Origin of the sequence: Pauljensenia sp. UMB10120 (assembly GCF_030212035.1) — a bacterium.
Lineage (GTDB): Bacteria > Actinomycetota > Actinomycetes > Actinomycetales > Actinomycetaceae > Pauljensenia > Pauljensenia radingae_A.
Genome location: NZ_JASODH010000002.1, coordinates 344,363 through 366,334 on the forward strand (window position 1 = coordinate 344,363; position 21,972 = coordinate 366,334).

18 protein-coding genes and 1 tRNA gene are annotated in these 21,972 nt (G+C 56.9%); 14 read left to right on the forward strand and 5 right to left on the reverse strand.

Annotated elements, in window-relative coordinates; genetic code table 11:
- Positions 1-39: 39 nt before the first annotated feature.
- Positions 40-1,170 carry a cytochrome d ubiquinol oxidase subunit II gene (cydB, locus tag QP093_RS03400; protein ID WP_285014732.1) on the reverse strand — a complete coding sequence of 377 codons (1,131 nt, stop codon included), beginning with the start codon at positions 1,168-1,170 and terminating at the stop codon, positions 40-42.
- Positions 1,171-1,181: 11 nt separating this feature from the next.
- Positions 1,182-2,741: a cytochrome ubiquinol oxidase subunit I gene (locus QP093_RS03405; RefSeq protein ID WP_285014688.1), complete on the reverse strand. Its 1,560-nt coding sequence runs from the start codon at positions 2,739-2,741 to the stop codon at positions 1,182-1,184.
- 486 nt (positions 2,742-3,227) lie between these two features.
- Here QP093_RS03405 and QP093_RS03410 point away from each other — a divergent pair, with 486 nt between their 5' ends.
- The 10 genes from QP093_RS03410 (at position 3,228) to QP093_RS03455 (ending at position 12,608) form a co-directional block, all read left to right on the forward strand.
- Positions 3,228-5,714 (forward strand): Rne/Rng family ribonuclease, encoded by a 2,487-nt coding sequence (locus QP093_RS03410; protein ID WP_502929369.1) that lies wholly within the window; start codon positions 3,228-3,230, stop codon positions 5,712-5,714.
- A 170-nt stretch (positions 5,715-5,884) separates the two neighbouring features.
- Entirely contained in the window at positions 5,885-6,205 is a 321-nt protein-coding gene (gene rplU / locus QP093_RS03415) for a 50S ribosomal protein L21 (protein WP_285014734.1), read from the forward strand.
- A 58-nt stretch (positions 6,206-6,263) separates the two neighbouring features.
- Positions 6,264-6,524: a 50S ribosomal protein L27 gene (gene rpmA, locus QP093_RS03420; protein ID WP_058236503.1), complete on the forward strand. Its 261-nt coding sequence runs from the start codon at positions 6,264-6,266 to the stop codon at positions 6,522-6,524.
- A 96-nt stretch (positions 6,525-6,620) separates the two neighbouring features.
- On the forward strand, positions 6,621-8,159 hold the full coding sequence (gene obgE, locus QP093_RS03425; protein ID WP_285014693.1) for a GTPase ObgE: 1,539 nt from the start codon (positions 6,621-6,623) through the stop codon (positions 8,157-8,159).
- The gene (gene proB / locus QP093_RS03430; RefSeq protein WP_058236505.1) at positions 8,156-9,283 is read left to right on the forward strand and encodes a glutamate 5-kinase; all 1,128 of its coding nucleotides are present in this window, start codon (positions 8,156-8,158) and stop codon (positions 9,281-9,283) included. The genes obgE and proB overlap by 4 nt, the downstream gene beginning before the upstream one ends.
- 4 nt (positions 9,284-9,287) lie before the next feature.
- Positions 9,288-10,568, forward strand: a complete 1,281-nt coding sequence (locus QP093_RS03435; protein ID WP_285014695.1) for a glutamate-5-semialdehyde dehydrogenase — start codon at positions 9,288-9,290, stop codon at positions 10,566-10,568.
- Between the two features lie 83 nt (positions 10,569-10,651).
- Positions 10,652-11,284 carry a nicotinate-nucleotide adenylyltransferase gene (nadD, locus tag QP093_RS03440; RefSeq protein ID WP_227469192.1) on the forward strand — a complete coding sequence of 211 codons (633 nt, stop codon included), beginning with the start codon at positions 10,652-10,654 and terminating at the stop codon, positions 11,282-11,284.
- Between the two features lie 51 nt (positions 11,285-11,335).
- Positions 11,336-11,722: a ribosome silencing factor gene (gene rsfS, locus QP093_RS03445; protein ID WP_285014698.1), complete on the forward strand. Its 387-nt coding sequence runs from the start codon at positions 11,336-11,338 to the stop codon at positions 11,720-11,722.
- 26 nt (positions 11,723-11,748) lie between these two features.
- On the forward strand, positions 11,749-12,453 hold the full coding sequence (locus QP093_RS03450) for a histidine phosphatase family protein (protein WP_285014700.1): 705 nt from the start codon (positions 11,749-11,751) through the stop codon (positions 12,451-12,453).
- A 79-nt stretch (positions 12,454-12,532) separates the two neighbouring features.
- A tRNA-Ala gene (locus QP093_RS03455) sits at positions 12,533-12,608 on the forward strand.
- Positions 12,609-12,766: 158 nt separating this feature from the next.
- On the opposite strand, the gene QP093_RS03460 is transcribed toward QP093_RS03455, so the two are convergent.
- On the reverse strand, positions 12,767-14,230 hold the full coding sequence (locus QP093_RS03460) for a recombinase family protein (protein WP_285014701.1): 1,464 nt from the start codon (positions 14,228-14,230) through the stop codon (positions 12,767-12,769).
- Positions 14,231-14,267: 37 nt separating this feature from the next.
- On the opposite strand from QP093_RS03460, the gene QP093_RS03465 reads away from it, so the two are divergent.
- The 3 genes from QP093_RS03465 to QP093_RS03475 all read left to right on the forward strand — a co-directional run bounded on the left by QP093_RS03465 (position 14,268) and on the right by QP093_RS03475 (position 20,002).
- Entirely contained in the window at positions 14,268-14,846 is a 579-nt protein-coding gene (locus tag QP093_RS03465; protein ID WP_285014702.1) for a DUF6363 domain-containing protein, read from the forward strand.
- A 135-nt stretch (positions 14,847-14,981) separates the two neighbouring features.
- Positions 14,982-17,654, forward strand: coding sequence for a YhgE/Pip domain-containing protein (locus tag QP093_RS03470; protein ID WP_285014703.1), 2,673 nt, complete (start codon positions 14,982-14,984; stop codon positions 17,652-17,654).
- Positions 17,651-20,002 carry a YhgE/Pip domain-containing protein gene (locus tag QP093_RS03475; RefSeq protein WP_285014705.1) on the forward strand — a complete coding sequence of 784 codons (2,352 nt, stop codon included), beginning with the start codon at positions 17,651-17,653 and terminating at the stop codon, positions 20,000-20,002. The genes QP093_RS03470 and QP093_RS03475 overlap by 4 nt, the downstream gene beginning before the upstream one ends.
- 210 nt (positions 20,003-20,212) lie before the next feature.
- Here the strand turns inward: QP093_RS03475 and QP093_RS03480 are convergent, their stop codons facing one another.
- Together QP093_RS03480 and QP093_RS03485 are read right to left on the reverse strand one after the other, a co-directional pair.
- Positions 20,213-21,250: a YhgE/Pip family protein gene (locus tag QP093_RS03480; RefSeq protein WP_285014707.1), complete on the reverse strand. Its 1,038-nt coding sequence runs from the start codon at positions 21,248-21,250 to the stop codon at positions 20,213-20,215.
- 17 nt (positions 21,251-21,267) lie between these two features.
- Positions 21,268-21,630: a hypothetical protein gene (locus QP093_RS03485; protein ID WP_141757283.1), complete on the reverse strand. Its 363-nt coding sequence runs from the start codon at positions 21,628-21,630 to the stop codon at positions 21,268-21,270.
- 103 nt (positions 21,631-21,733) lie between these two features.
- On the opposite strand from QP093_RS03485, the gene QP093_RS10095 reads away from it, so the two are divergent.
- Positions 21,734-21,972, forward strand: a 239-nt coding sequence (locus tag QP093_RS10095) for a transposase-like zinc-binding domain-containing protein (protein ID WP_502929370.1), incomplete at its 3' end; no start/stop codon positions are given.

Below are 21,972 nucleotides of genomic sequence, written 5' to 3' on the forward strand. Positions count from 1 at the left end.
GCCGGGGACCGTGACCCTTGTCAGCGTTCGAGCGCGAAACTATCCAGCCAGGAAGTTTTCGCCCAGGCGAATCTTCTGAGGCAGCAGTCCCGCATTTTCGTGAACGTCCTTTGTCGAGATACGACGACGGAACGTGTGGTAGCTCCATGCCGTGTAGGCCAGGACAACGGGAACCAGGCAAACCGCGACGATTGTCATCACCGTCAGTGTGCCGGTCGTCGATGATGCCTGCTCGATTGTCAGGGAGTATTCCGGTGCAATCGAGGACTTCATGACGTTCGGTGCCATGATCGTGAAGATCCACGCCACAGCGGCGGCAATGGCGACGGTGGAACAAATGAATGCCCAGCCTTCGCGACGCAGTTGCTTTTGTGAGAAGGCTGCGGCCGCTATCAACGCCAGGGCGGCGATGACCAGCGGAATCCACGCGAACACGGATGTTGCCGATGTTGCGTAGGCGAACTGACCCCACAGGACCCACACAGCTGCCAGAGCCGTCGCGGCAATGGAGGCGGGTCCTGAGATTGCGTTGGCACGCTCACGCAGGATGCCGTCTGTCTTGAGGGACAGGAACTGTGCTGCGTGCGAGAAGCAGATTGCTGCCACTGCGATGCCGCCCAGCAGGTTGAACGGCATGAGCAGTGAGAAGAAGCCGCCGGTCAGCTGGTGCGATGCGTTCGCCAGAACTTCAGGCGTGACCTGCTCGGGGGGCACAACTTCGCCGGCGCGGGTGACGACCTCGATCTTCATGCCGTGCACCAGGTTGGCGAATGCGCAGCCCATGAGGATCGGAACACCGTAGCCGGCGACAACGTGGAAGCGATCCCACATTGCACGCCACTTTTCGGTTGCGATCTTCGAGCGCCACTCAAGAGCGGCGATACGCAGGATCAGCAGGACGAGCACAACGAACAGTGCGAGGTACATGCCGGAGAACATTGTGGCGTACCACTCGGGGAATGCGGCGAACATGGCGCCACCAGCGGTGAGCAGCCACACTTCGTTGCCATCCCAGTGGGGTCCGATGGTCTTCAGTGCTGTGGTGCGTTCCTTGTCGTTCTTGGAGACGAACGGAAGGAGCATTGCAACACCGAGGTCGAATCCCTCGAGAACCAGGTAGCCGATCCATAGAACGGCGATGAGGATGAACCAGAGAATACTTAGCATCAGTGTCTACCTCCTCAGTATCCGAACGACAGTGCGCCGACTGCTTCGTTGTCAGCATCGTCATCGTGAGCTGTCTTTTCAGAAGCCGATGAGATGCCTTCAAGTGCGTAGCGCTTGAGCAGAAGGAACCACACCACGCCGAGAACCCCGTACAGCAGCGTGAAGATCACCATGGTGAGGAACACCTGGATCGGGGGGATCGTTGTGGAAACGGCAACTGATGTCATTTGCATGACGTTGCCGACCGGATCGGCGTTGGCCAGGCCTGGTAGGTTCGGATGCACGATCCACGGCTGGCGGCCCATTTCAGTGAAGATCCAGCCCAGGGATGCCGCAATGAACGGCGTCGGGATGGTCCACAGGGCGAACTTGCCCAGTGCGGCGCTGGTGGAGATTTGATCCTTGCGCGTTGCCAACAGGCCCCATACGGCCATGATTGCGGCGAAGACACCGAAGCCAATCATCAGCCTGAAGGTCCAGAAGGTCACCATTTGAGGCGGGCGGAAATCGTACTGTGAGGCGTCACCGTATTGTGCAACGAAGTGCTCGTTGGCATTGAGGGTTTCCACGAGGCGAGCCTGGATGTCGGCCACACCTTCAACCTCAGCGCTGAAGGAGTTGTGCGACATGAAGGATGTGACACCGGGAACCTGGATAAATTTGGTGGGCTGTGATTCGCCGTTGAGAGGGCAGGAACCGAACTGTGCCACAGTGAAAGCGGCAGATTCTGTGTCAACACAGACGCCTTCGGCAACTGCCATCTTCATGGGCTGCAGCTTGACCATTTCCTGGCCCTGGAAGTGACCGGTCACGACGGTGCCCAGACCGCCGACGATGACGACGACCAGACCAAAGCGTGCAATCGGACGCCAGATATCGCGAGCCTGCTTTTCGCCTTCAGCACCGCCTTCGCGGGCTGCGCGTGTCATCCACCATAGGCCAAGTCCTGCAACGAGGGTGCCGGCAATCAGCCAGGAGGAGGTGAGGACGTGGGTGAATTCCCACAGGAGGACCGGGTTGGTCACAACCTTGAGGAAGCCGCCTGCACCATCGAGTTCAGCGCGGCCCACTTCAGGGTTGAACACTGCGCCGGTGGGGTGCTGCATCCACGAGTTCGCACCCAGAATCCACAGTGCTGAAATCGTGGTGCCTGCTGCGACGAGCCAGATGCTGGCCAGGTGCATGCCCTTGGACAGTCGACCCCAACCGAAGATCCATAGGCCCAGGAAGGTGGACTCCATGAAGAATGCGAGGAGTGCTTCAACTGCCAGAGGTGCACCGAAGATGTCGCCCACGTAGCGGGAATATTCCGACCAGTTCATTCCGAATTGGAATTCCTGGACGATACCTGTCGCGACACCGAGCGCGAAGTTGATTAGGAAGAGTTTGCCAAAGAAACGTGTGGCTTTGAGCCATGTTTCGTTTCCGGACCTGTGCCACTTCGTCTGCATGATTGCGACGAGGAGCGACAGCCCGATTGTGAGGGGGACCTGAAGGAAGTGGTACACCGTGGTGATACCGAACTGCCATCGTCCCAGCGTCAGCGTGTCAAACGCTGCCGGAAGCAGGGTCATGATGCTCGCCTTTCCGGTGACGGAATCGTTGTTGTCGATAGAAATACGGATATACGGCGCCACGCGATTGACATGACGTCATGTCAAGAAGATAACTCATTGACCAGGTGGTTAATGGCAGAATCGCCGAAATTGCGCTGATTCGCTGTTTCATCTTCACTTTCAAGGAGCGGTGAAACTTCCAGGTGGCAACGGAATAGGAAACAAGAGTGTTGCCTATTTCGTGTGACGTGGAGTCGGCACTCACATGTGCCGCGTCGCTCAGGCATTGAACCGGCTGATGTGCCACCCGCCTCAGCGCTTCTTATTCCGTTGGCACTTCGCCTGTGTCACAATAGGGGTAACCAAGGCCGTTGCGAGAGCACCCTCGTAACGGGCGTACTGCGTCGACCGCGACTGCTTAAGTCGGTTGCTCCGCTGTGTACGCTATCGTGCTTTGCGCGAGCCTGAACGCTTCCGCCCACGTGGGCGATGACGGGTGGATCCATGGTGCGTGTGGATCCCCTCCAAAATTGGAGAAAAGTGACAACGACCGAACACGAGGGATCGGCAGCACACGTGCCTGCCGCCTCCCTGCTATTTCAAGCGCCGACTTTTACCGAGCCGGCTCCCGCACCATCCCGCTCGGACGATTCGACATCATCGCAGGACTCGTCCGAGGAATCACCCCGACGCTCACGCTCGCGTCAAAAGAATAAGGGCAAGGACAAGGACTCCTCGCAGTCCCAGGACGACGGCAAAGGTAAGAACAGGAAAGGCAAGTCCTCCTCTTCCAAGTCATCGTCTGGAAAGTCTGGCGCGCAGGGCAGCTCCGACGACAATGCCGACAATTCGGGTGAGAGTAACTCCGGTAAGAAGGACCGCAAGCAGGACTCCGGGAAATCACAGCGCTCAAGGAAGTCTTCCCGCAAGTCGGCAGAGCCAGATTCGACGTCAGATTCCGCAGATTCTCAGGATTCGTCCGCGCAGGACGGTGATTCTGCTCCCTCCGAGTCAGAATCGTCCGAGGGATCTTCACGCCGTCGTCGCCGGCGGCGTTCACGCTCGCAGTCCGGTGATTCCTCTGACAGCAACGATCAGGTCACCGCGCTGAAGGGATCAACTCGCCTGGAGGCGAAGAAACAGCGTCGCCGTGAGGGACGCCGCGATGGCCGCCGACGTCACACGATCACCGAATCGGAGTTCCTGGCGCGGCGCGAGTCAGTCACCCGCAAGATGATCATTCGCCAGCATAACGGCCTTGATCAGATCGCAGTGATCGAAGATGACCTGCTGGTCGAGCATTACGTGGCTCGACGCACCCACCAGACAATGGTCGGCAACATCTACCTGGGTCGCGTCCAGAACGTGTTGCCGTCGATGGAAGCTGCGTTCATCGATATTGGCCGAGGCCGAAATGCCGTACTGTATGCCGGTGAGGTCAACTGGGATGCCGTGGGCCTGGAAGGTCGCCCTCGTCGAATTGAATCGGCACTCAAGTCCGGTGACGCGGTGCTGGTGCAGGTCACCAAAGACCCGATCGGCCACAAGGGTGCCCGCCTGACCAGCCAGATCACGCTGGCCGGACGCTACCTCGTCTTCATTCCGCACGGCTCCATGATGGGTATTTCCCGCAAGCTGCCAGAATCTGAACGAGGACGCCTGAAGAAAGTCCTCAAGAAGGTCATGCCGGCCGGGGCCGGTGTTATTGTTCGCACCGCGGCCGAAGGTGCGTCCGAAGAACAGCTCGTTGCCGATGTTGAGCGCCTGTCGAAGCAGTGGGACGACATCACCAAGCGTGAGAAGAACACGAAGTCGGCCCCGACGCTGGTGCGCGGCGAGCCCGAACTGGCTGTCCGCGTCGTGCGTGACATCTTCAACGAAGATTTCGCTCAGCTGATTATTCAGGGCAAGGACACGTATCAAACAGTCAGCACATACGTCGAAGAGCTGTCGCCTGAACTGTCTGACCGCGTCGAACAGTGGGTCGGCACGAATGACGTCTTCGCTGAGTTCCGCGTCGATGAACAGCTGGCCAAGGGCATGGACCGCAAGGTGTGGCTGCCCAGCGGCGGCACACTGATTATTGACCGCACCGAGGCGATGACGGTGATCGACGTCAACACCGGCAAGTACATTGGAGCCGGTGGCACGCTGGAAGAAACCGTCACGCGCAACAACCTGGAGGCCGCTGAAGAGATCGTGCGTCAGCTGCGTCTGCGTGACATCGGCGGCATCATCATCATCGACTTTGTCGATATGGTGCTTGAATCCAACCGTGACCTCGTCCTGCGCCGCCTGGTTGAGTGCCTGGGACGTGACCGCACTCGCCACCAGGTCACTGAGATCACCTCGCTGGGTCTGGTGCAGATGACGCGAAAGCGCGTGGGGGAGGGCCTTGTTGAAGCATTCTCCACACCGTGTGAGGCCTGCGAAGGCAAGGGCTTCATCGTGCACACTCACCCCGTGGAAACGCCTGGCGCGGATCCTGCCTCGCACAGCAACAACAAGCAGAAGGGCCGCTCCAGGCGAGAGACGAAGAATAACGAGGATGGCCCCGGCTCCAAGCGTGCGCGTGAAGCGCTGAATGCCATCGCGGCGGCAGCGAGCCACGCACACGAAAAAGATCAGGACGATAGCCAGGGCAGTCAGGGCGGTCAGGATGGTCAGGGCGGTCCAAACGGTCAGCCTGCGGCGTCCACCGAAACCGGACAGACCAAGGCTGCCAGTGAACAGGACAAGCCCGCTCAGCCGAGGAGACGTCGCTGCGCCTCGACCGGAAAGACGGTCGAGCCGGAACCGGTGACTCCCACCCCGGAACCGACACCGGAGCCTACTTTGGAGCCCGAACCGGCCGATGAACAGCCCGAACGTCATCACGCGGTGACTTCGCTGGACGATATTCAGCTGCCTGATGCCACGAAGCGCTCCACCCCTACGCGACGTCGCCGCCGGGTGGCATCGCGTGGCGTCATTGAGCCTTCAGCGTCATAACCGTGTGGAATTGCACAGCCGTGAGTGCTGGATTTCGGCTCTGACGGCTTGCCCACGGGTCCTGTTTTCGGGTAAATTTGATCCTCGGCGCACCAAGGCGCCAGCGAGTGATTGCCAGACGATACGCCTCAGTATCACAGGCAATTGATTCGTTCCGTACGAGTAAAGAGATGAGCTTCAACGTGGTCTACGCGATCGTCAAGGCCGGCGGCCGACAAGAAAAAGTGTCCGTCGGAGACGTCGTAGTCGTCGATAAGCTGGCCGATGAAATCGGATCCAGCATTGAACTCCAGCCACTGATGCTGGTCGACGGCGACGCCGTCACCACTGATAAAGATGGACTATCAAAGGTCTCCGTTAAGGCTGAGGTCATCGACGCTACCAAAGGCCCGAAGATCTCCATCGTCAAATTCAAGAACAAGACTGGCTACCGTAAGCGTCAAGGTCACCGGCAGAAGCAGTCGGTCATCAAGATCACCGAGATCGCCTGAACGATCCCACTGATCTGATTGAGTTTCTAGTCGTTCGAAGAGAGAAAGCACCACTAACATGGCACATAAAAAGGGCCTCGGTTCTTCCCGCAACGGTCGCGATTCGAACGCTCAGCGCCTGGGCGTGAAGCGTTTCGGTGGCGAATTCGTCAATGCTGGCGAGATCATTGTCCGTCAGCGCGGCACACACTTCCATCCCGGACGTAACACCGGCATTGGCAAAGATGACACCATCTTCGCCCTCAAGCCCGGTTCGGTTTCCTTCGGAAAGCGTCGCGACCGCCGCGTCGTCGACGTCGTGGAGTCCGTGTCTGCCTGATTCATTCAGCGTCAAGGGCGTTCGGCCGTGAGCCGGACGCCCTTTTCCTGTTGCGTATCATTGTTTGTGTCAGTCAGTTACACCTAAAGGACCACCATGGCGGATTTTGTTGACCACGTTCTGATTCATTGTGCCGGAGGCAACGGAGGCAACGGCGTCGCGTCAGTCAAACGCGAAAAATTCAAGCCGCTTGGAGGTCCCGACGGGGGAGACGGAGGCAACGGCGGCTCGGTGATTCTGCAGGTCGACCCGCAAACCACCACGCTGCTGGCCTACCACCGCAGCCCACACCAGTGCGCCGAAAACGGCACACCCGGCATGGGAGACTTCCGGCAGGGGAAAAACGGAGCCGACATCATCCTGCCTGTCCCAGACGGCACGACCGTTAAGAGCGCGGACGGCGAACTGCTGGCTGACCTGACAGGCGAAGGCTCTCAGTTCATCGCTGCCGAGGGAGGCCGCGGCGGCCTGGGCAATGCCGCACTGGCATCGAAAGCCCGTAAAGCGCCCGGATTCGCCTTGCTGGGAGAGCCCGGCGAGGCGCGCGACATCATCCTTGAACTCAAATCCGTTGCCGATGTCGCCCTGGTGGGCTACCCGTCGGCCGGTAAATCCTCGATCATTGCCGCCATGTCGGCGGCACGTCCGAAGATCGCTGACTACCCGTTCACCACGCTGATCCCGAACCTGGGGGTGGTTGAAGCCGGCGGTATGCGTTTCACAATGGCGGACGTTCCAGGCCTGATCCCCGGCGCTTCGCAGGGCAAGGGCCTGGGCCTGGAGTTTCTGCGCCACATTGAACGCTGCGCAGTGATTGTCCACGTCCTCGACACAGCCGCATTCGAATACGACCGCGACCCGGTCAGTGACCTCAAGACGATCGAAAATGAACTGGCGCAATACCAGAGCGACCTGGGGACGCCTCACGGGTACGTGCCGCTGATGGAACGCCCGCGCGTCATCGTGCTCAACAAGGTTGACATTCCCGATGGGCGGGATCTGGCCGAATTTGCCCGTCCTGACCTTGATGAGTTTGGCTGGCCGGTGCTGGAAGTGTCTGCCGTGACCCACCGCGGTCTGCGCGAACTTGCTTTCGCACTGGCACCCCTGGTTGAAGAACAGCGCCGGGCAGCTCGGGACGCAGCCGACGAGGCACCCCGACCGGTCATTCGTCCACGCCCTGTGGGTGAGGTAAACCAGGTGAGTGTTGAGCCGTGTCAGTTTGAAGGACGCACCGTTTACCAGGTGCGCGGCGACAAGCCAGAACGCTGGGTCAAGCAAACCGACTTCACCAACGATGAAGCGATCGGCTACCTGGCCGACCGCCTTGCCACCATCGGTGTGGAAGATCAGCTCGCACAGGCCGGTGCCAACGCCGGTGACACGGTTGTGATCGGCCCGCTCGAAGGTGGTGTGATCTTCGACTGGGAGCCCTCCTTGACGACTGGGCCAGAACTGCTTGGATCGCGCGGCACGGACAACCGTGTCGATGCGTTGAAGCGGCGCACGAACCGGGAACGCCGTGAGGAGTATCGCGCCGCGATGGACGCGAAAGCTGCGGCCCGTGACGAGCTGTGGACCGAACGCGAATCGGGTGTGTGGACGGATCCGAGCACCGAGGACGATCGGGCGTGAACGGAGTTACGCGTGCGCGACGCATCGTCGTGAAGATCGGTTCCTCATCGTTGACGCGCCCCGATGGGGGGCTTGACCTGAACCGGATTGACCAGGTTGCGGGTATGGCCGCGCAGTGGTGCCGGGACAACCATGAAATCCTCATCGTTTCCTCCGGTGCCGTGGCCGCAGGGCGCACGCCGCTGGGGATTACCGGGCGTCTCCATGACTTAGCCACTGTCCAGGCGTGCGCGGCAATGGGGCAGGGTCTCCTGGTTGCACAGTGGTCGGCCGCTTTTCAGTCCCACCATCGTCACGTCGCACAGATCCTGCTCACGACCGACGATGTCATGCACCGTGAGCACTACACGAATGCGCGCGACGCGATGGAGCGCCTCCTGTCCCTGGGAGTTGTCCCGATCATCAACGAGAATGACACCGTCGCCACACGCGAGGTGCGTTTCGGTGACAATGACCGGCTGGCCTCCTACGTGGCCCAGATCGTGGCCGCTGATGCGCTGGTCCTCCTGACGGATGTGGATGGCCTGTACACAGCGCCGCCCTCGGACCCTGCTGCCGAACTGGTAGAGACCGTGACGCGCACGGATGATTTGCGGGCGGTGCTGGTGGGCGGTTCGGGATCGTCGGTGGGCACGGGCGGCATGGTCACCAAAGTGCAGGCCGCAACGATGGCTGCTGCATCCGGTATCGGTGTGTTGCTGACAAACGCGGATAAGCTCGATCAGGTGTTCGCCGGGCGTAAGGTCGGCACATGGTTCGAGCCGACGACGTCACGCCCCGCCTCGAGGCGCCTGTGGATTGCGCACGCCGCCCCCTCGTGTGGAGAACTCGTCATTGACGAGGGTGCCGTCCGCGCACTGACTGATCGCAAGAAGTCGCTGCTGGCTGCAGGTATCACAGCGGTGATGGGCAATTTCCGCAGCGGCGACGTTGTCGATGTGGCGGGACCGACCGGGCTGATTGCGCGCGGCATCGCAGCCTACGATGCTGACACAATTGCGCAGATGAGTGGCGAGAATGCGGATGACCTGCGTCGTCAGGGGTGGGATAACCCTCGCCCAGTGATTCACCGCGACGATTTGGCGATCCTGTCGCTTGCATCAGCGGCAAGTATGTCACGATAAGAGTATGACTGAACGTTTAGCTGACATTTCGCAGGTACTGGAAGCAGCCAGGAGCGCCTCGCGCATCTTGTCCACCGTGACGACGCAGCAGAAGAATCGCGCCCTGGGAGCGGTGGCTGCAGCAATCGAGGATCGCAGTGATGAGATCCTCCAGGCTAACGCTGAGGACGTCGCCAGAGCTCAGGCCGAAGGCATGGATGAGGGGTTGGTCGACCGTCTTGCATTGAATGCGCAGCGTCTGGCCGGCATTGCGGACGCGGTGCGCGAGGTGGCATCACTGGCTGACCCGGTGGGAACGATTGTGCGCGGCGCAATGACGGAGACAGGGTTGCGGATCCGCCAGGTACGAGTCCCGATGGGCGTGGTCGGCATGATCTATGAAGCTCGCCCAAATGTCACGATCGACGCCGCCAGCCTGGCGCTCAAATCGGGCAACGCGATTGTGCTGCGCGGTGGCAGCGCGGCTGAGGCGTCGAACAAGGTCATTATCGAGGTCATGCGTGATGCGTTGACGTCGGTGGATCTGTCGCCAGATACGGTCCAGAGCGTTGACCAGTGGGGCAGAGCCGGTGCACGCGCCTTGATGCATGCGCGCGGAGGAATTGATGTACTGATCCCGCGTGGTGGTGCCGGACTGATTCGCACCGTGGTGGAAGAGGCACGCGTCCCCGTCATTGAGACGGGCACGGGCAATTGCCATGTCTACGTCCATGAAGATGCCGATCTGGCTCAGGCGGAGAAAATCATCCTCAACTCGAAGGCTCAGCGCGTGGGTGTGTGCAATGCGGCCGAAACATTGCTGGTGCACCGCGCGGTCGCTGAAAAGTTCCTGGCCAGTGCCTTGTTGCGCCTGACGACTGCGGGCGTGCGCATCCACGGCGATGCACAGACGCTGCAGTACGCATCCGACCCGTCGATTGACTCGGCGATGCTGGAGGAAGCAACAGAGGAGGACTGGGCGCGCGAGTACTTGTCGATGGATCTGGCCGTGCGCGTGGTGGATGATCTGGATCAGGCGATCGAGCACATCAGAACGTATTCGACCGGACATACTGAGGCCATCTGCACGCGTTCGCTGGCTGCGGCGAACCGTTTTAGCCGCGAGGTGGATGCTGCGGCGATCGCCGTGAACGCGTCGACTCGTTTCACTGATGGCGGCCAGCTGGGACTGGGCGCTGAGATCGGGATCTCCACGCAGAAACTTCACGCCCGCGGCCCGATGGGCCTGGAGGAGCTGACCAGCACGATGTGGATTATCGAGGGTGATGGGCATATCCGTTCATGACATGTGACCGGAATGCGTCTGCGCAACCGAGGCTTGGGCTAGTGTGAACTCACCGGTCTGGGATTTACTTAAAGGGGATCTTTGTGACACAGCGACGACGCGTAGGTATCATGGGCGGAACATTCGACCCAATTCACCACGGCCACCTCGTGGCAGCTTCTGAAGTGATGAGCGAATTCGACCTCGATGAGGTGATCTTCGTGCCGACCGCCGTTCAGCCCTTCAAGAAGGGGCGGCGCGTCACTCCGGCTGAGCATCGCTATCTGATGACGGTGATCGCTACAGCTTCGAACCCGCGTTTCGGAGTGTCCCGCGTGGACATTGATCGTGGAAAGATCACGTACACAATCGATACCCTCACTGATCTGAAGAACCAGGATCCGGATGCGGATTATTACTTCATCACCGGTGCGGACGCCCTCGAACGTATTGCTGAGTGGCGGGATTCCGACAAGCTCTTTGAGATGGCTCAGTTCGTCGGCGTGACGCGACCTGGACATGAGCTGAAGAAGCCGTTGACGCCGCATTCGAATATTCGCCTGCTTGAGGTGCCCGCTATGGCGATCTCGTCGACTGACTGCCGTAATCGCGTGAACCAGGGCAAGCCTGTGTGGTACCTGGTGCCTGACGGCGTGGTGCAGTACATCGCGAAGTATGGGCTGTATCGGGATACATCTGCGCCACAAACTGGGATTGATGACCCATACGAGCAGTAGTCGTGGCACACTGGAGGTGTCAGGGGAGTTCACCAACAGTAGGGAGTGTTTGTGACAGTCAGCAGTCACACAAGCCAACTTATCGCCGTTGCGGCTCAGGCCGCGTCTGACAAGCTTGCCTCCGACATGAAAATGATTGACGTGCGCGCACGTATGCCGCTGTCCGAAGCCTTTATGATCTGTTCGGCTTCATCTGCGCGCCAGGTCAGTGCCATTGCAGAGAACATCATGGATGAGCTGGCAGCTCAGCTGGATCTTCGCCCTGAACGCATTGAGGGGCGTACCGAGGGGCGCTGGGTTCTGATTGACTACGCGGATGTTGTGATCCACGTCCTGACCGATGAGGACCGCGAGTATTACGCATTGGAGTCCTTGTGGGCTGACCAGCCGATTACTGAGCTTGACGCGGACCGGGACCTGGAAGCGCTCGGCGCGTAAGGGCGTCGGCTTCAAGGAACTGTGCCATGTCACCTGCCCGTATCGTGTGTATGCGTCACGGACAGACCGACCACAATGTGGCTCGGCGTTTCCAGGGCATGTCCGATGTGCCGTTGAATGAGTATGGTCGCGAGCAGGCCAGGCGTGCAGCCGGTGTGCTTGCTCAGCGCGTGACCAGTGCGCCTGCCGGTGTGGGAATTTCGGCTGCCGCCACCTATTCCGTCGCACGTGTGGTGGTGGCCAGCTCACCGTTGAGGCGGGCGGCTGAAACTGCCCAGATCGTCGCGGCGGCGCTGCGTCAGCGTGGGACGACGGTTGACGGTGTTCATGCTGATAAGCGCTTCATCGAGCGCTCGTATGGACGTTTTGAGGGTGCGACGATTGAGCAGATCCGTTCTTTAATGCCGGTGTTTTTCGACCAGTGGTCCGCTACCGGTGAGTCTGCGGGTGCGGGTATCGAGCCGTCCGGCGAGGTGGGGGAGCGTTTTGCTGCAGGCGTTGCCGACGTGTCGCAGGGCATGGACGAGGGGGACGTGCTGATTGTCGTGGCGCACGGGTCGGCGATCTCCCGAGGCTTGACAACGCTGCTCGGTCTGGATGCGGGTTCTTTCCGCGGTTTGCGGGGCTTGGATAATTGCCACTGGTCGGAGCTTGTTCCCGATCGCAAGCACGGTGGCTGGCAGCTGGCTGCGTACAATGTGGGGTGGAGCGAGCAGGCAATCGGGGCGTGATCACCTGCACATCGTGTGAATTGTGCGATGGCGTCCTGATTCGCTATAGTGAACAGGTCGCCTGTGGTGACACCCATTTGGGGCTATGGCGCAGTTGGTAGCGCGCTTCCATGGCATGGAAGAGGTCAGGGGTTCGAATCCCCTTAGCTCCACCACGAGCACACTGAATTGATACAATTGCGCAAAATTAGGGTTTTGCGCAAAGGTGCGCGCAAAATTTGAAAACGCGCGCAAAATCTAAAAGTCCTGCTCGCAGGCATAAAAATAGGGCTGACTACCTGAGTGGTGGTCAGCCCTTTTGTTTTGCGTGGCTCTAATAGCTGTCTGCTGGGATTTTTATTTTGGTGCCGTCAGCAAAGATTACGCTCGCCTTGCCCGATGGTGTGATCTGGATGTGCTGGCAAAGAGCACGCAGGGTTGTTCGATCAAAGTCTTGGCTGAGGGTGGCGTTTTGGATGGTTTTCTTAAACCTGGTGAGTTTGGCTTTGATGCCGTGGCGGCGCTCAATTTCTACCTGAGTTGTTTCGTAGGCGGTAATGGCTTCACGTTGGCGGGCTTTGAGCTGGGTGAAGCGCTCTTGGTAGTCGTCTTGATTTTGGGAGTGATGAGCGTTGCGGGTGATGGCTTGGTTGATGAGCCTGGTAGTTACCTCGATTTCACTTGCTTGCTGTAAGGCTTGTTCTTCTAAATCGGTGGTGTCTGATGTGGTGGTAATCAGGTAGTCCCAGTCGATGAGTTGCTGGCTTTTGATGAGCTTGGCGAGTGTTGTTTGGAAGATTGTCTGCAACTGACTATCGCGTAGTACGGGCATTTTCTTTGGGTGAGGAACTGCGAATTTCTGGTTGCATTGCCAGACGATAGTCCGATATTTATCAGTGGAATGCCAGGTCTTACTGCCGTAGGCTGCGCCGCAGTGAGCGCAGTAGACCATACCGGTGAAGGCACGCTCGCGCCGGCCTTGGTTCGTGTTTTTTGCTAGCTCGTAGCGCACGAGTTCCCAGGTTTCAGGATCGATGATGGCTGGGTGAGATCCGGTCACGTAATATTGTGGGACTTCACCTTCGTTGGTTTTGCGCTGCTTGGTGAGGAAATCTACGGTGAAACGCTTTTGCAAGAGTGCATCGCCTTTGTATTTCTCGTTGGTGAGGATGGAGTGGATGGTGGTGTGGCTCCATTTTGCCCGCCGCATCGGTGTGGGAATCCCATCCGCTTCCAATGATGTCGCTATTTGGGGGATGCTCATGCCTTCGAGGTATTGGCGGTAGATGCGGCGCACGATTTGGGCTTGCTCAGGGTTGATTACGGGCTTGCCGTCTGGGCCGCGATTGTATCCGAGGAAGTTACCGTAGGGCATATAAACTTTACCGTCTTGGAAACGCTTCCTGTGACCCCACGTGACGTTCTCGGAGATAGATCTGGATTCTTCTTGGGCAAGGCTCGACATGATGGTGATGAGTAGTTCGCCTTTGGAGTCGAGTGTCCAGATGTTTTCTTTCTCGAAAAACACCTCCACACCCTTATCCTTCAATTTCCTCACGGTTGTCAAAGAATCGACGGTATTACGGGCGAAACGGCTCACGGACTTGGTGACGATCAGGTCGATGCGACCAGCTAAGGCGTCGTCGATCATGCGGTTGAATCCCTCGCGGTGTTTCGTGGAAGTGCCAGAGATTCCTTCATCGGTGTAGATGTCGACGTATTGCCAGCCGTCGTGATTTTTGATGTAGTGCTCGTAATAATCCACCTGCGCGCTAAAAGGTAGGGGGATTTTCGACACTTACCACATTTACTACGACATGACCGAGCCTGGGGGGATGCTCGAGCTGGACTATGCGCGTTTCGTAGCAAATCCAGCCGAATGGCGGATAGGTGTATATAACGCGCAGCGCGGAGAAGAAATATATTTTTCACAGATTCAGGTGGATTCGGAGCAAAAACTAACCCACGTATGCAAGGCTTCGGGATCCATGCCTATAGCTACACCAGTCACTTATATTGCAGGTGAGGCGTGCATGGACGGAGCAATAGGACGCTCTGGCGGAATTCCTTTGGACGTGGCGCAGGCAGATGGTTACGAAAAGTTCCTGGTTCTATTGACCCGACCGCGGGAATACGTGAAAGAAAATCGCCTACCTGATTTGGCGTACCGCTGCTTGCTAGCGCGGTACCCGCAGGCAGCTCAGAGTCTTATTGAACGCCCTATAAATTACAACCGAACCCGAGCCGAACTAGACCGTTTGGAGTCCGAGGGAAAGGCTTATGTGTTTTATCCGCAGCATATGGGGGTGGCGAATTTTGAAGATAATCCCGAGAAACTGGAAGAAAGCTTCGCCGCCGGATACGAACAGATGCGAGGGGAACTCCCAAAGGTCAAAGAGTTCTTAGGGATGTAATTAGAGCGGGTCTGCCTGACTTAAATCCCGCGATGAACGCGTAAAACTTTCGCAAACTAGGATTCCTCTGCGTGGGATTTTGAATGGGATGTAGAGCGAAATTGCAGAATCTGAACACAAGGCTATTATGGCAGGGTGAAAGATAGCTGCCGGGTGTTTGCTCGTGACGTAAAGCGGATTTTTGCGGTTCCGCGATCCCTGATTATGGTCATCGGTATCTTGGTCACCCCAGCCCTGTACACTTGGCTGAATATTTTGGCCTTTTGGAACCCCTACAACGCGACGGAAAACCTACCCATAGCGGTAGTGAACAACGATGTGGGAACGGAATCCGCACTAACTGGTCAGCTAAATGTTGGCAACCTGGTAGTCGACAAATTGTCAGAGAATAAGCAGCTGGGCTGGCAGTTTACTGATCAAGCCACAGCCAATCACAAAATCAGAACCGGGGAAGTTTATGCGACTTTTGTCATCCCTAAGACCTTTAGTAAAGATTTAGTTGATATTTTCAGCGGCCAGCTCCATCAGCCGACCATTGAATACAACGTGAATGAAAAGAAAGGCGCCATTGCCCCCAAAATTACCGGTGCGGGAGCAAATGAACTCGATATTCAAATCACCTCAACTTTCCGGGGCAAGGTAGGCGAGGCCATTGCGCAAGCTTTGCGCGACGGTGCCCTAGAGATCGACGCAAATATTGCTGGTGCTGAGGGCAGTGCTTTAGATGCCTTGAGCGGTATTAACCGGGATCTGGTCGATGCGCAAGGCACCTTGGATTCCGCCAGTGCGTCTGTGACGGGTTCCTTACAGACTATGAAAAAAGTCCGGGCTACGCTGGCTGCAGCTGACCCGGCATTGGCTGATGTTTCCGCGGCTTTAAGTGATGCGCAAGGAATTTTAGGGACGGTCGTCTCTGATGCTTCCGAGTTTGCTGCTCAGGCGGGACAAGCCAGTATTAACGCCCAAAAAGCACTCAATGAATCCTCGGCGGCGGCGGATTCGGCGGTCTCCAATGCGACAAATAAACTTACCGAAATAGACTCGCAGCTGCAATCCGGAATTAAAAGAGCGAATACCTCGATAGAGAAAATGCGTGAGCAGATTGCGATTTTAGAAAGATTCCCGCAGACACAAGAGCTCGCTGCAGAGTTGAAATCTCAGCTGAACGAGATGCAGGATTTGCTCGACAAGGTCGGGAAAACCGGGGCGGATGCCACCAAGGCTAGCAAGGATTTGCAGGCACTGATGAAATCCTTTAATCAGGCTCTGACGGACGCGCAACACGGCGCCACTGGTCTGCGGGAAGAGTCCACTCGAACCGCATCTCAGTTAAACTCCCAGGTGACGCAGCTGTCGGCGCAGCTGGGAGCCATCAACTCCGCGGTGAGTACCGCGCGGATTTCCCTTAAAGAAATTTCTACGCTTACCCGCGGAATCGATGACCAGATTGGGGACACCCAAAAGGTGCTTGATCAGGTGCAGGACGACCTGAACCTGCTGTCCAATACGGCTAGCGGGGCGCAAAACGATGTGGCGACTCTGGCTACCGCGCTCCGGACGGGAACTTTGAAAACAGTCATTGGGCTCGATCCGACCAATATCGGACGCTACTTAACCTCGCCAGTAAAATTCGACCAGAAGCCCCTCTTTCCCATCAACTCATATGGTTCGGGAATGGCGGCTATGTTCCTCAATCTGTCCCTGTGGATTGGTGCGCTCATCCTGGTCATAATTTTCCGGGTAGAAGTCGATAAAGAAGGCTTTGACTGGTTGAGTTTGCGCTCGGCTTATCTGGGGCGCTTCATGCTCTCCGGGGTGCTGTCCATAGCGCAGGGGTTAATTGTCAGCGTAGGCAGTTTGCTGCTGGGAGTGAAAGCCGCCAACGCTCCCGCTTTCATTGCTACCTCCATGCTGATCGGCCCGTGTTATTTGGCAATTATCTATGCTTTAGCAGCCGCGTTCAGTCACGTGGGACGAGCCCTGGCAATCTTGCTGGTGGTGTTGCAGATTCCCGGTGCCTCGGGCATTTATCCGATCGAGCTCATGCCCAGATTCTTCCGCCAGCTTTCCCCGATGCTCCCGTTTTCTTACGGCATCAACGCGATCCGAGAAACTATCGGCGGGTTCTATCACGGGCGGTTCTGGCATGTTATGGCGGTTCTATTGCTCATGAGCGTCACCATGTTCCTTCTAGGGTTTGTGGGGAGGCGTCGTTTCGGTTACTTCACCCAGCTGTTCTACGATGATTTGGCTCGCACTGAACTGGTCGTGAATGAAGACGTTCAGCTACAAAGTCGGGGTTACCGCTTGAGTAACATCATTGCGCTGCTGGCGAACCGAAAAGAATTTTCCACCCGTATCCGGCGACGTCAAGAAGAGTTCAATGCCCGCTATCCCGCTTTGATTAAGGGACTGAGTAGCGTGGGGATTTTGGTACTGCTTGTGCTCGGGATGACTTCCTGGCTCACCTCCGCCAGTAAACCCGTGCTCCTGGGATTAGTAGCGGTTTGGGGAGTGGCCATCATGGGGACTCTGGTTGGCGTAGTTGTACTAAAGAGCTCAATCGAACGAGCCGAGGGACTGTCGCATCTGACGGAAGATGAACTTTTCGAGAGTCTAGCCCGCCAGCGAGACGCGAATGCTATCAAAACCGCAAATCGGTCGGAGAACCTGAGCAGCGAACATTACCGCAGTCGCAGTAAACGTCGCCTCATTAGCGCGTCTGTGCGGGTAGACGCTGCGGATGATAGTTCTGAGCAGTCGGCTGGCGAATCCGATGCCTCCGCAACCAGCGAGGAGACGCGATGAACGAAGTGCTTTTCATCATCCGAGACGATTTCCGTCAGATTCGCAGCAGCATTATGGTTCGGATTTCCCTGGTCCTGTTGATTGTCGTGCCCATGTTCTTCACCTGGTTCAACGTGTTGGCTACTTGGGATCCCTTCTCAAATTCGGGACAGCTGAAGATTGCTGTGGCTAACACCGACGACGGTTACACCAGCAAAATACTGAACGTCAAAGTAAATGTGGGAAACACGGTACTTAAGGAACTGGCAGTAAACGACCAGTTTGATTGGGTAATAACCAGTAAAGATCAGGCTTTGGAGGGTGCGCGCTCGGGGGAATATTACGCGACAATTGTGTTACCGGCGGATTTTTCAAAGTCCATGTTTACCTTCTATGCCGGCGGAGCAGCCCCGGCAAATATCACGCTGTACACCAATGAAAAGAAGAACCCGCTCTCAGCCAATCTCACCACGCAAGGCGCCCAGGGAGTCACCGCGCAGATCAACACGGTATTTTCGCAAACCTTGGCAGAAGCCACCGTGGCTATCGCTGAGGACGTGTCCTCTTATCTAGAGCATGCTGATACTCAGGCAGCTCTGGATCGGCTGAGCAACCACCTCCAAACCCTCTCTGCAGAACTGAATTCCGGGGCGAACACCGTTAGTTCTCTGTCTACCTTGATAGGTTCGGCGGTGCCACTCGCCACCGGAGCAAAACAGCTGGCTGCAGGGGTGCAGGATTCCTTTGAGGAGGCTGTTGACTCCACATTTGATTCCGGGAAAAAAGGTGCCGGCGGAACAACCAATCCCCTCGCATCCGTATCCTCTAGGCTCGACGATGCTGTGAGACTGGCAGAAGGCAATATCTCCGATCTGCAAAAGCAGTTAGACGAGTTGCTGAATTCGGCCAATAGCACCAGCCAGAGCAGTGCGGACACAGTCGAACAGCTGAAAACTTTGTTGGATAAACAAATCGCTGGCTTCCAACAAACACGGGACGCACTCGAGCAGGCACTGGGACCGGACGGGGCGGATTTAGAAGGGAAGGATCCAGCCGTTGACCGATTGCTGTCCGAGCTGGACGCGGCGATAGCTCGCCAACAAACCTTGTCCGAGCGACTGGGCAGTATTGCATCTGACCTACGCAGGGGAGTAACCCTCGATTCTGACCTGAGAGAGAAAGCCCGCCAAGCCATAGCAGACGCGCAACAGGCTATTGCCACCGCTCGATCCAATTTTGAGAAAAACTTACAGCCAAGAATTGAGAGCCTGCGTAAGAACCTGGATTCTGCCGGGAAAAATGTGAAGATTTTCCGCTCCTATCTGCAGGCGGTGCAAACCGATCTGTCGGAAAGTGCGGGCGGGATGATAGCGAGTATGCGTCAGGCTCAAAATAGCCTGGACAATACCGCGACAAAGATGCGTGAGGGAGCCCGCCGCTTGGATCAGGCTCGGGAACAGATTTCGTCTGCCCAGTCGCAAGGGGACTTGAAAAAAATCGTCACCACGTTAGGAGCTGACCCCAAAGATTTTGCCCGACTAATTTCGTCCCCGATAGCGGTAAAACGCAATGCGGTGTTCCCAGTCGCCACCTTTGGGGTGGGGATGACTCCGCTTTTCACCGTTATCGCTCTATGGGTGGGGGCGCTCCTGGCGGGGGTTTTCCTGCGCACTGATGTTTCTGAGAATGTGGCTAAACGCTATCTGGCCAGCAGGGGAGTCCGGAAAGATCCTGATGCAGTCGCCGGTGCGGATGCGAATGCAGAGGAATTGTCCCGGTCGGAAGGGGCGGAAACGAAGGCAAGTGAAACCGCACCTACTCCCGATGCGAAAACAGCCGCGAAAGCCGCAGAAAAAAAGTCTATATTTACCGGGGCGCAAGAATATCTGGGGCGTTACTTTATGTTCTGGGTAATTGGGATGGCACAATCCACATTGCTGATGGTCGGGCTGATTGTGTTTGTGGAGATTGAACCAGCCCACCCCTTCCTGCTGATTTTGGCAGGCTGGGTTATTTCCACCGTCTTTACCGTTATCGTTTATACGCTGGTGATGGCACTGGCTAATGCGGGTAAAGCCTTAGCAGTGTTGTTACTGGTGCTACAGATTTCTGCCGCTGGTGGAGCTTATCCGTTGGAACTATTGCCGCAATGGTTCCAAAACATCAGTCCCTGGCTGCCCGCCACCTATGCGATTAATTTGATGCGTTCAGCTATCGCCGGGATTTATGCAGGGGATTTTGCCTATAACCTGGTGATGATCCTGGTGTTTGTGATTCCGAACTTAGTGCTCGGTCTGGTATTACGGCATACGATTGCCGGGCGGATCCACGATATTGCCAAAGAGGTCGAAAAAACGAAAGTCATGTAGCCAGGCGCACACCGGGCACCTCCCACTCCGTCCAGCACGGGAATAAGTTTTTCCTCTTGCCCAAAATCCGAAAAAGACAGCGTCTTTTTCGGATTTAACGCCCGCCTAGCCGACTCGGATAAAACTTATTCCCGTGCATAATGGTGGGGTGGGCAAGTTTTACAGGAACCGATCTTTTGTCCCGCTTAATACCTACGCTCCCCGGCACAATCAGCTAGGCAGGTTTTCTTTGGCTTGGCGGGTGCTTTGGTCAAAGTCCTCAACGTTATTGGCAGAGTTTGCCCCCAAGGGCGAAGACACCGAAGGAACCTTCTTAAAAGTCAGTGCCGGATCATAGGGCATGGGGCGCTGACCTTTGCGGCGTGCCGCTGAAATAAGAGTTGCCACCCAGGACAGTAGCGTCCAGATTGCCAATACCACTAGCGCCTTACCTAAGTGCAGTTCTCCGCCCGCAATCGCCGCGCGAATAGTGCGCGCCACATGGGTCATGGGGAGCAGCGGGCTGAGGAACTGGAAGAACCTAGGGGCGGTTTCTACCGGGAAGGTAGCTCCGGTAGAGGTGATTTGCAGGCAGAGCAGGATTACCGAAAGGGCGCGTCCTCGATATCCGAGGGCGGCTACGCAAGCCTGGTTCACTGCCACGTATCCGATAGAAGCCAGTACCGCTATCAAGATTAAGGCCCCGAAGTTTTGGGCATCTAGCTTTAGGAACAGTTGCAGCCCAGTTACTACAGTAACTGCTTGCAGAGCGCCAAAGAGCGCCCCGATAGCCATAGACCGGAAACCACATCTCCAGAAGCTCTCTTCGGGGTGACGCCGCAAAGCCAGGGCGGGGAAAATCAAGAAGATAGCAATCCCGCCGATCCACAAACATAGCGCCATGAAGAAGGGGGCGAATCCGGCACCGTTATCGTGAACCGGATTTTGGCGTACCGATTTCACGTCCGCGACCCCACTAGCGGCCTTCGAAACTTTTTTCGCCTGTCCCTTATCTACAGTGGGAACCTGCTCAGCGCCATCACGTAGTCCATCTTCTAGGCTGGAAGCACCGGTGGTTAACTTGTCGATTCCTCCCGCTAACTGTTTTCCACCCTCGGAGGCTTTGCCCGCACCCTGGGAAAGCGAATCAAGGCCGCCGCTGAGAGCATTAGCCCCCGTGCGTAACTGTCCGGAATTTTTATCTAGGGTAGAGGCTCCGGCAGAGAGTTTCTGAACCCCCCGTTGCGCCTGGTCTAATCCGTTCGCCAAGGCATAAGTGCCATCTCTTAGAGTCGGTTTTTGCTTTCCGGTCGAGCCTGTGGGGTAAGGGCGGTTTGCCGGCTAAGTTCCTTAACTCCTTGATCTGCTGCGTTCAGCTTCGCCTTCATTTCTTGTGGATCAGCCTGGGAAAGTTTGTCCGCGATCGTCAGCAGGCCTTGACCCTTGGTGATATTTTCGGACAGCTGCTGCAGGGTGATGCCCTGTTTGTTCGCTAGTTCAGTAAGCAACTGGCACTGGGGGAATGACGGAAGTGCCGCCGGGGGCACCTGGGCGCATTTGTCCGCTGCTTGTTTAAGTTCGTTCAACAATTGGTTGATTTTGGCGGTATCGATGTCGGCTTGCGAAAGTGGGGCTAAAAGATCCACCAAGTCATTTCCGGGTTAATACCTGAATTGTGTGTATAAATTCGTTATTTTTTTGGGGTTTGATCAAGGGTTATGACGGTTTGAATATGCTTTGAGAGCATATTGTGTGAAGAGTGCTTGTAATCGACCGGTTTGTGGTGTATGCGGACAAAGGCTTGTAAAGAACGGTAAGACTAGCTCTAGGCGAACTAGGTGGCGTTGCCTGGCCTGCGGGTCCTCGGCAGTTAAATCACGTCCTGATATGAGCGCTAGAGCCCAAGCAGACCTGTTTATAAAATGCTTGGCGGGAAAACCCCAGTACCCGAGCCGCTACCGTCAAGGTCGCCTTACCCGCCTTGATCAGCT

What these genes read in the sequence shown, in the direction of transcription:
- QP093_RS03405 (WP_285014688.1), bottom strand. Translation starts at nt 2,741, where the DNA reads ATGACCCTGCTTCCGGCAGCGTTTGACACGCTGACGCTGGGACGATGG.
- QP093_RS03410 (WP_502929369.1), top strand. Translation starts at nt 3,228, where the DNA reads ATGGTGCGTGTGGATCCCCTCCAAAATTGGAGAAAAGTGACAACGACC.
- rplU (WP_285014734.1), top strand. Translation starts at nt 5,885, where the DNA reads ATGAGCTTCAACGTGGTCTACGCGATCGTCAAGGCCGGCGGCCGACAA.
- rpmA (WP_058236503.1), top strand. Translation starts at nt 6,264, where the DNA reads ATGGCACATAAAAAGGGCCTCGGTTCTTCCCGCAACGGTCGCGATTCG.
- obgE (WP_285014693.1), top strand. Translation starts at nt 6,621, where the DNA reads ATGGCGGATTTTGTTGACCACGTTCTGATTCATTGTGCCGGAGGCAAC.
- QP093_RS03435 (WP_285014695.1), top strand. Translation starts at nt 9,288, where the DNA reads ATGACTGAACGTTTAGCTGACATTTCGCAGGTACTGGAAGCAGCCAGG.
- QP093_RS03450 (WP_285014700.1), top strand. Translation starts at nt 11,749, where the DNA reads ATGTCACCTGCCCGTATCGTGTGTATGCGTCACGGACAGACCGACCAC.
- QP093_RS03465 (WP_285014702.1), top strand. Translation starts at nt 14,268, where the DNA reads ATGCTCGAGCTGGACTATGCGCGTTTCGTAGCAAATCCAGCCGAATGG.
- QP093_RS03475 (WP_285014705.1), top strand. Translation starts at nt 17,651, where the DNA reads ATGAACGAAGTGCTTTTCATCATCCGAGACGATTTCCGTCAGATTCGC.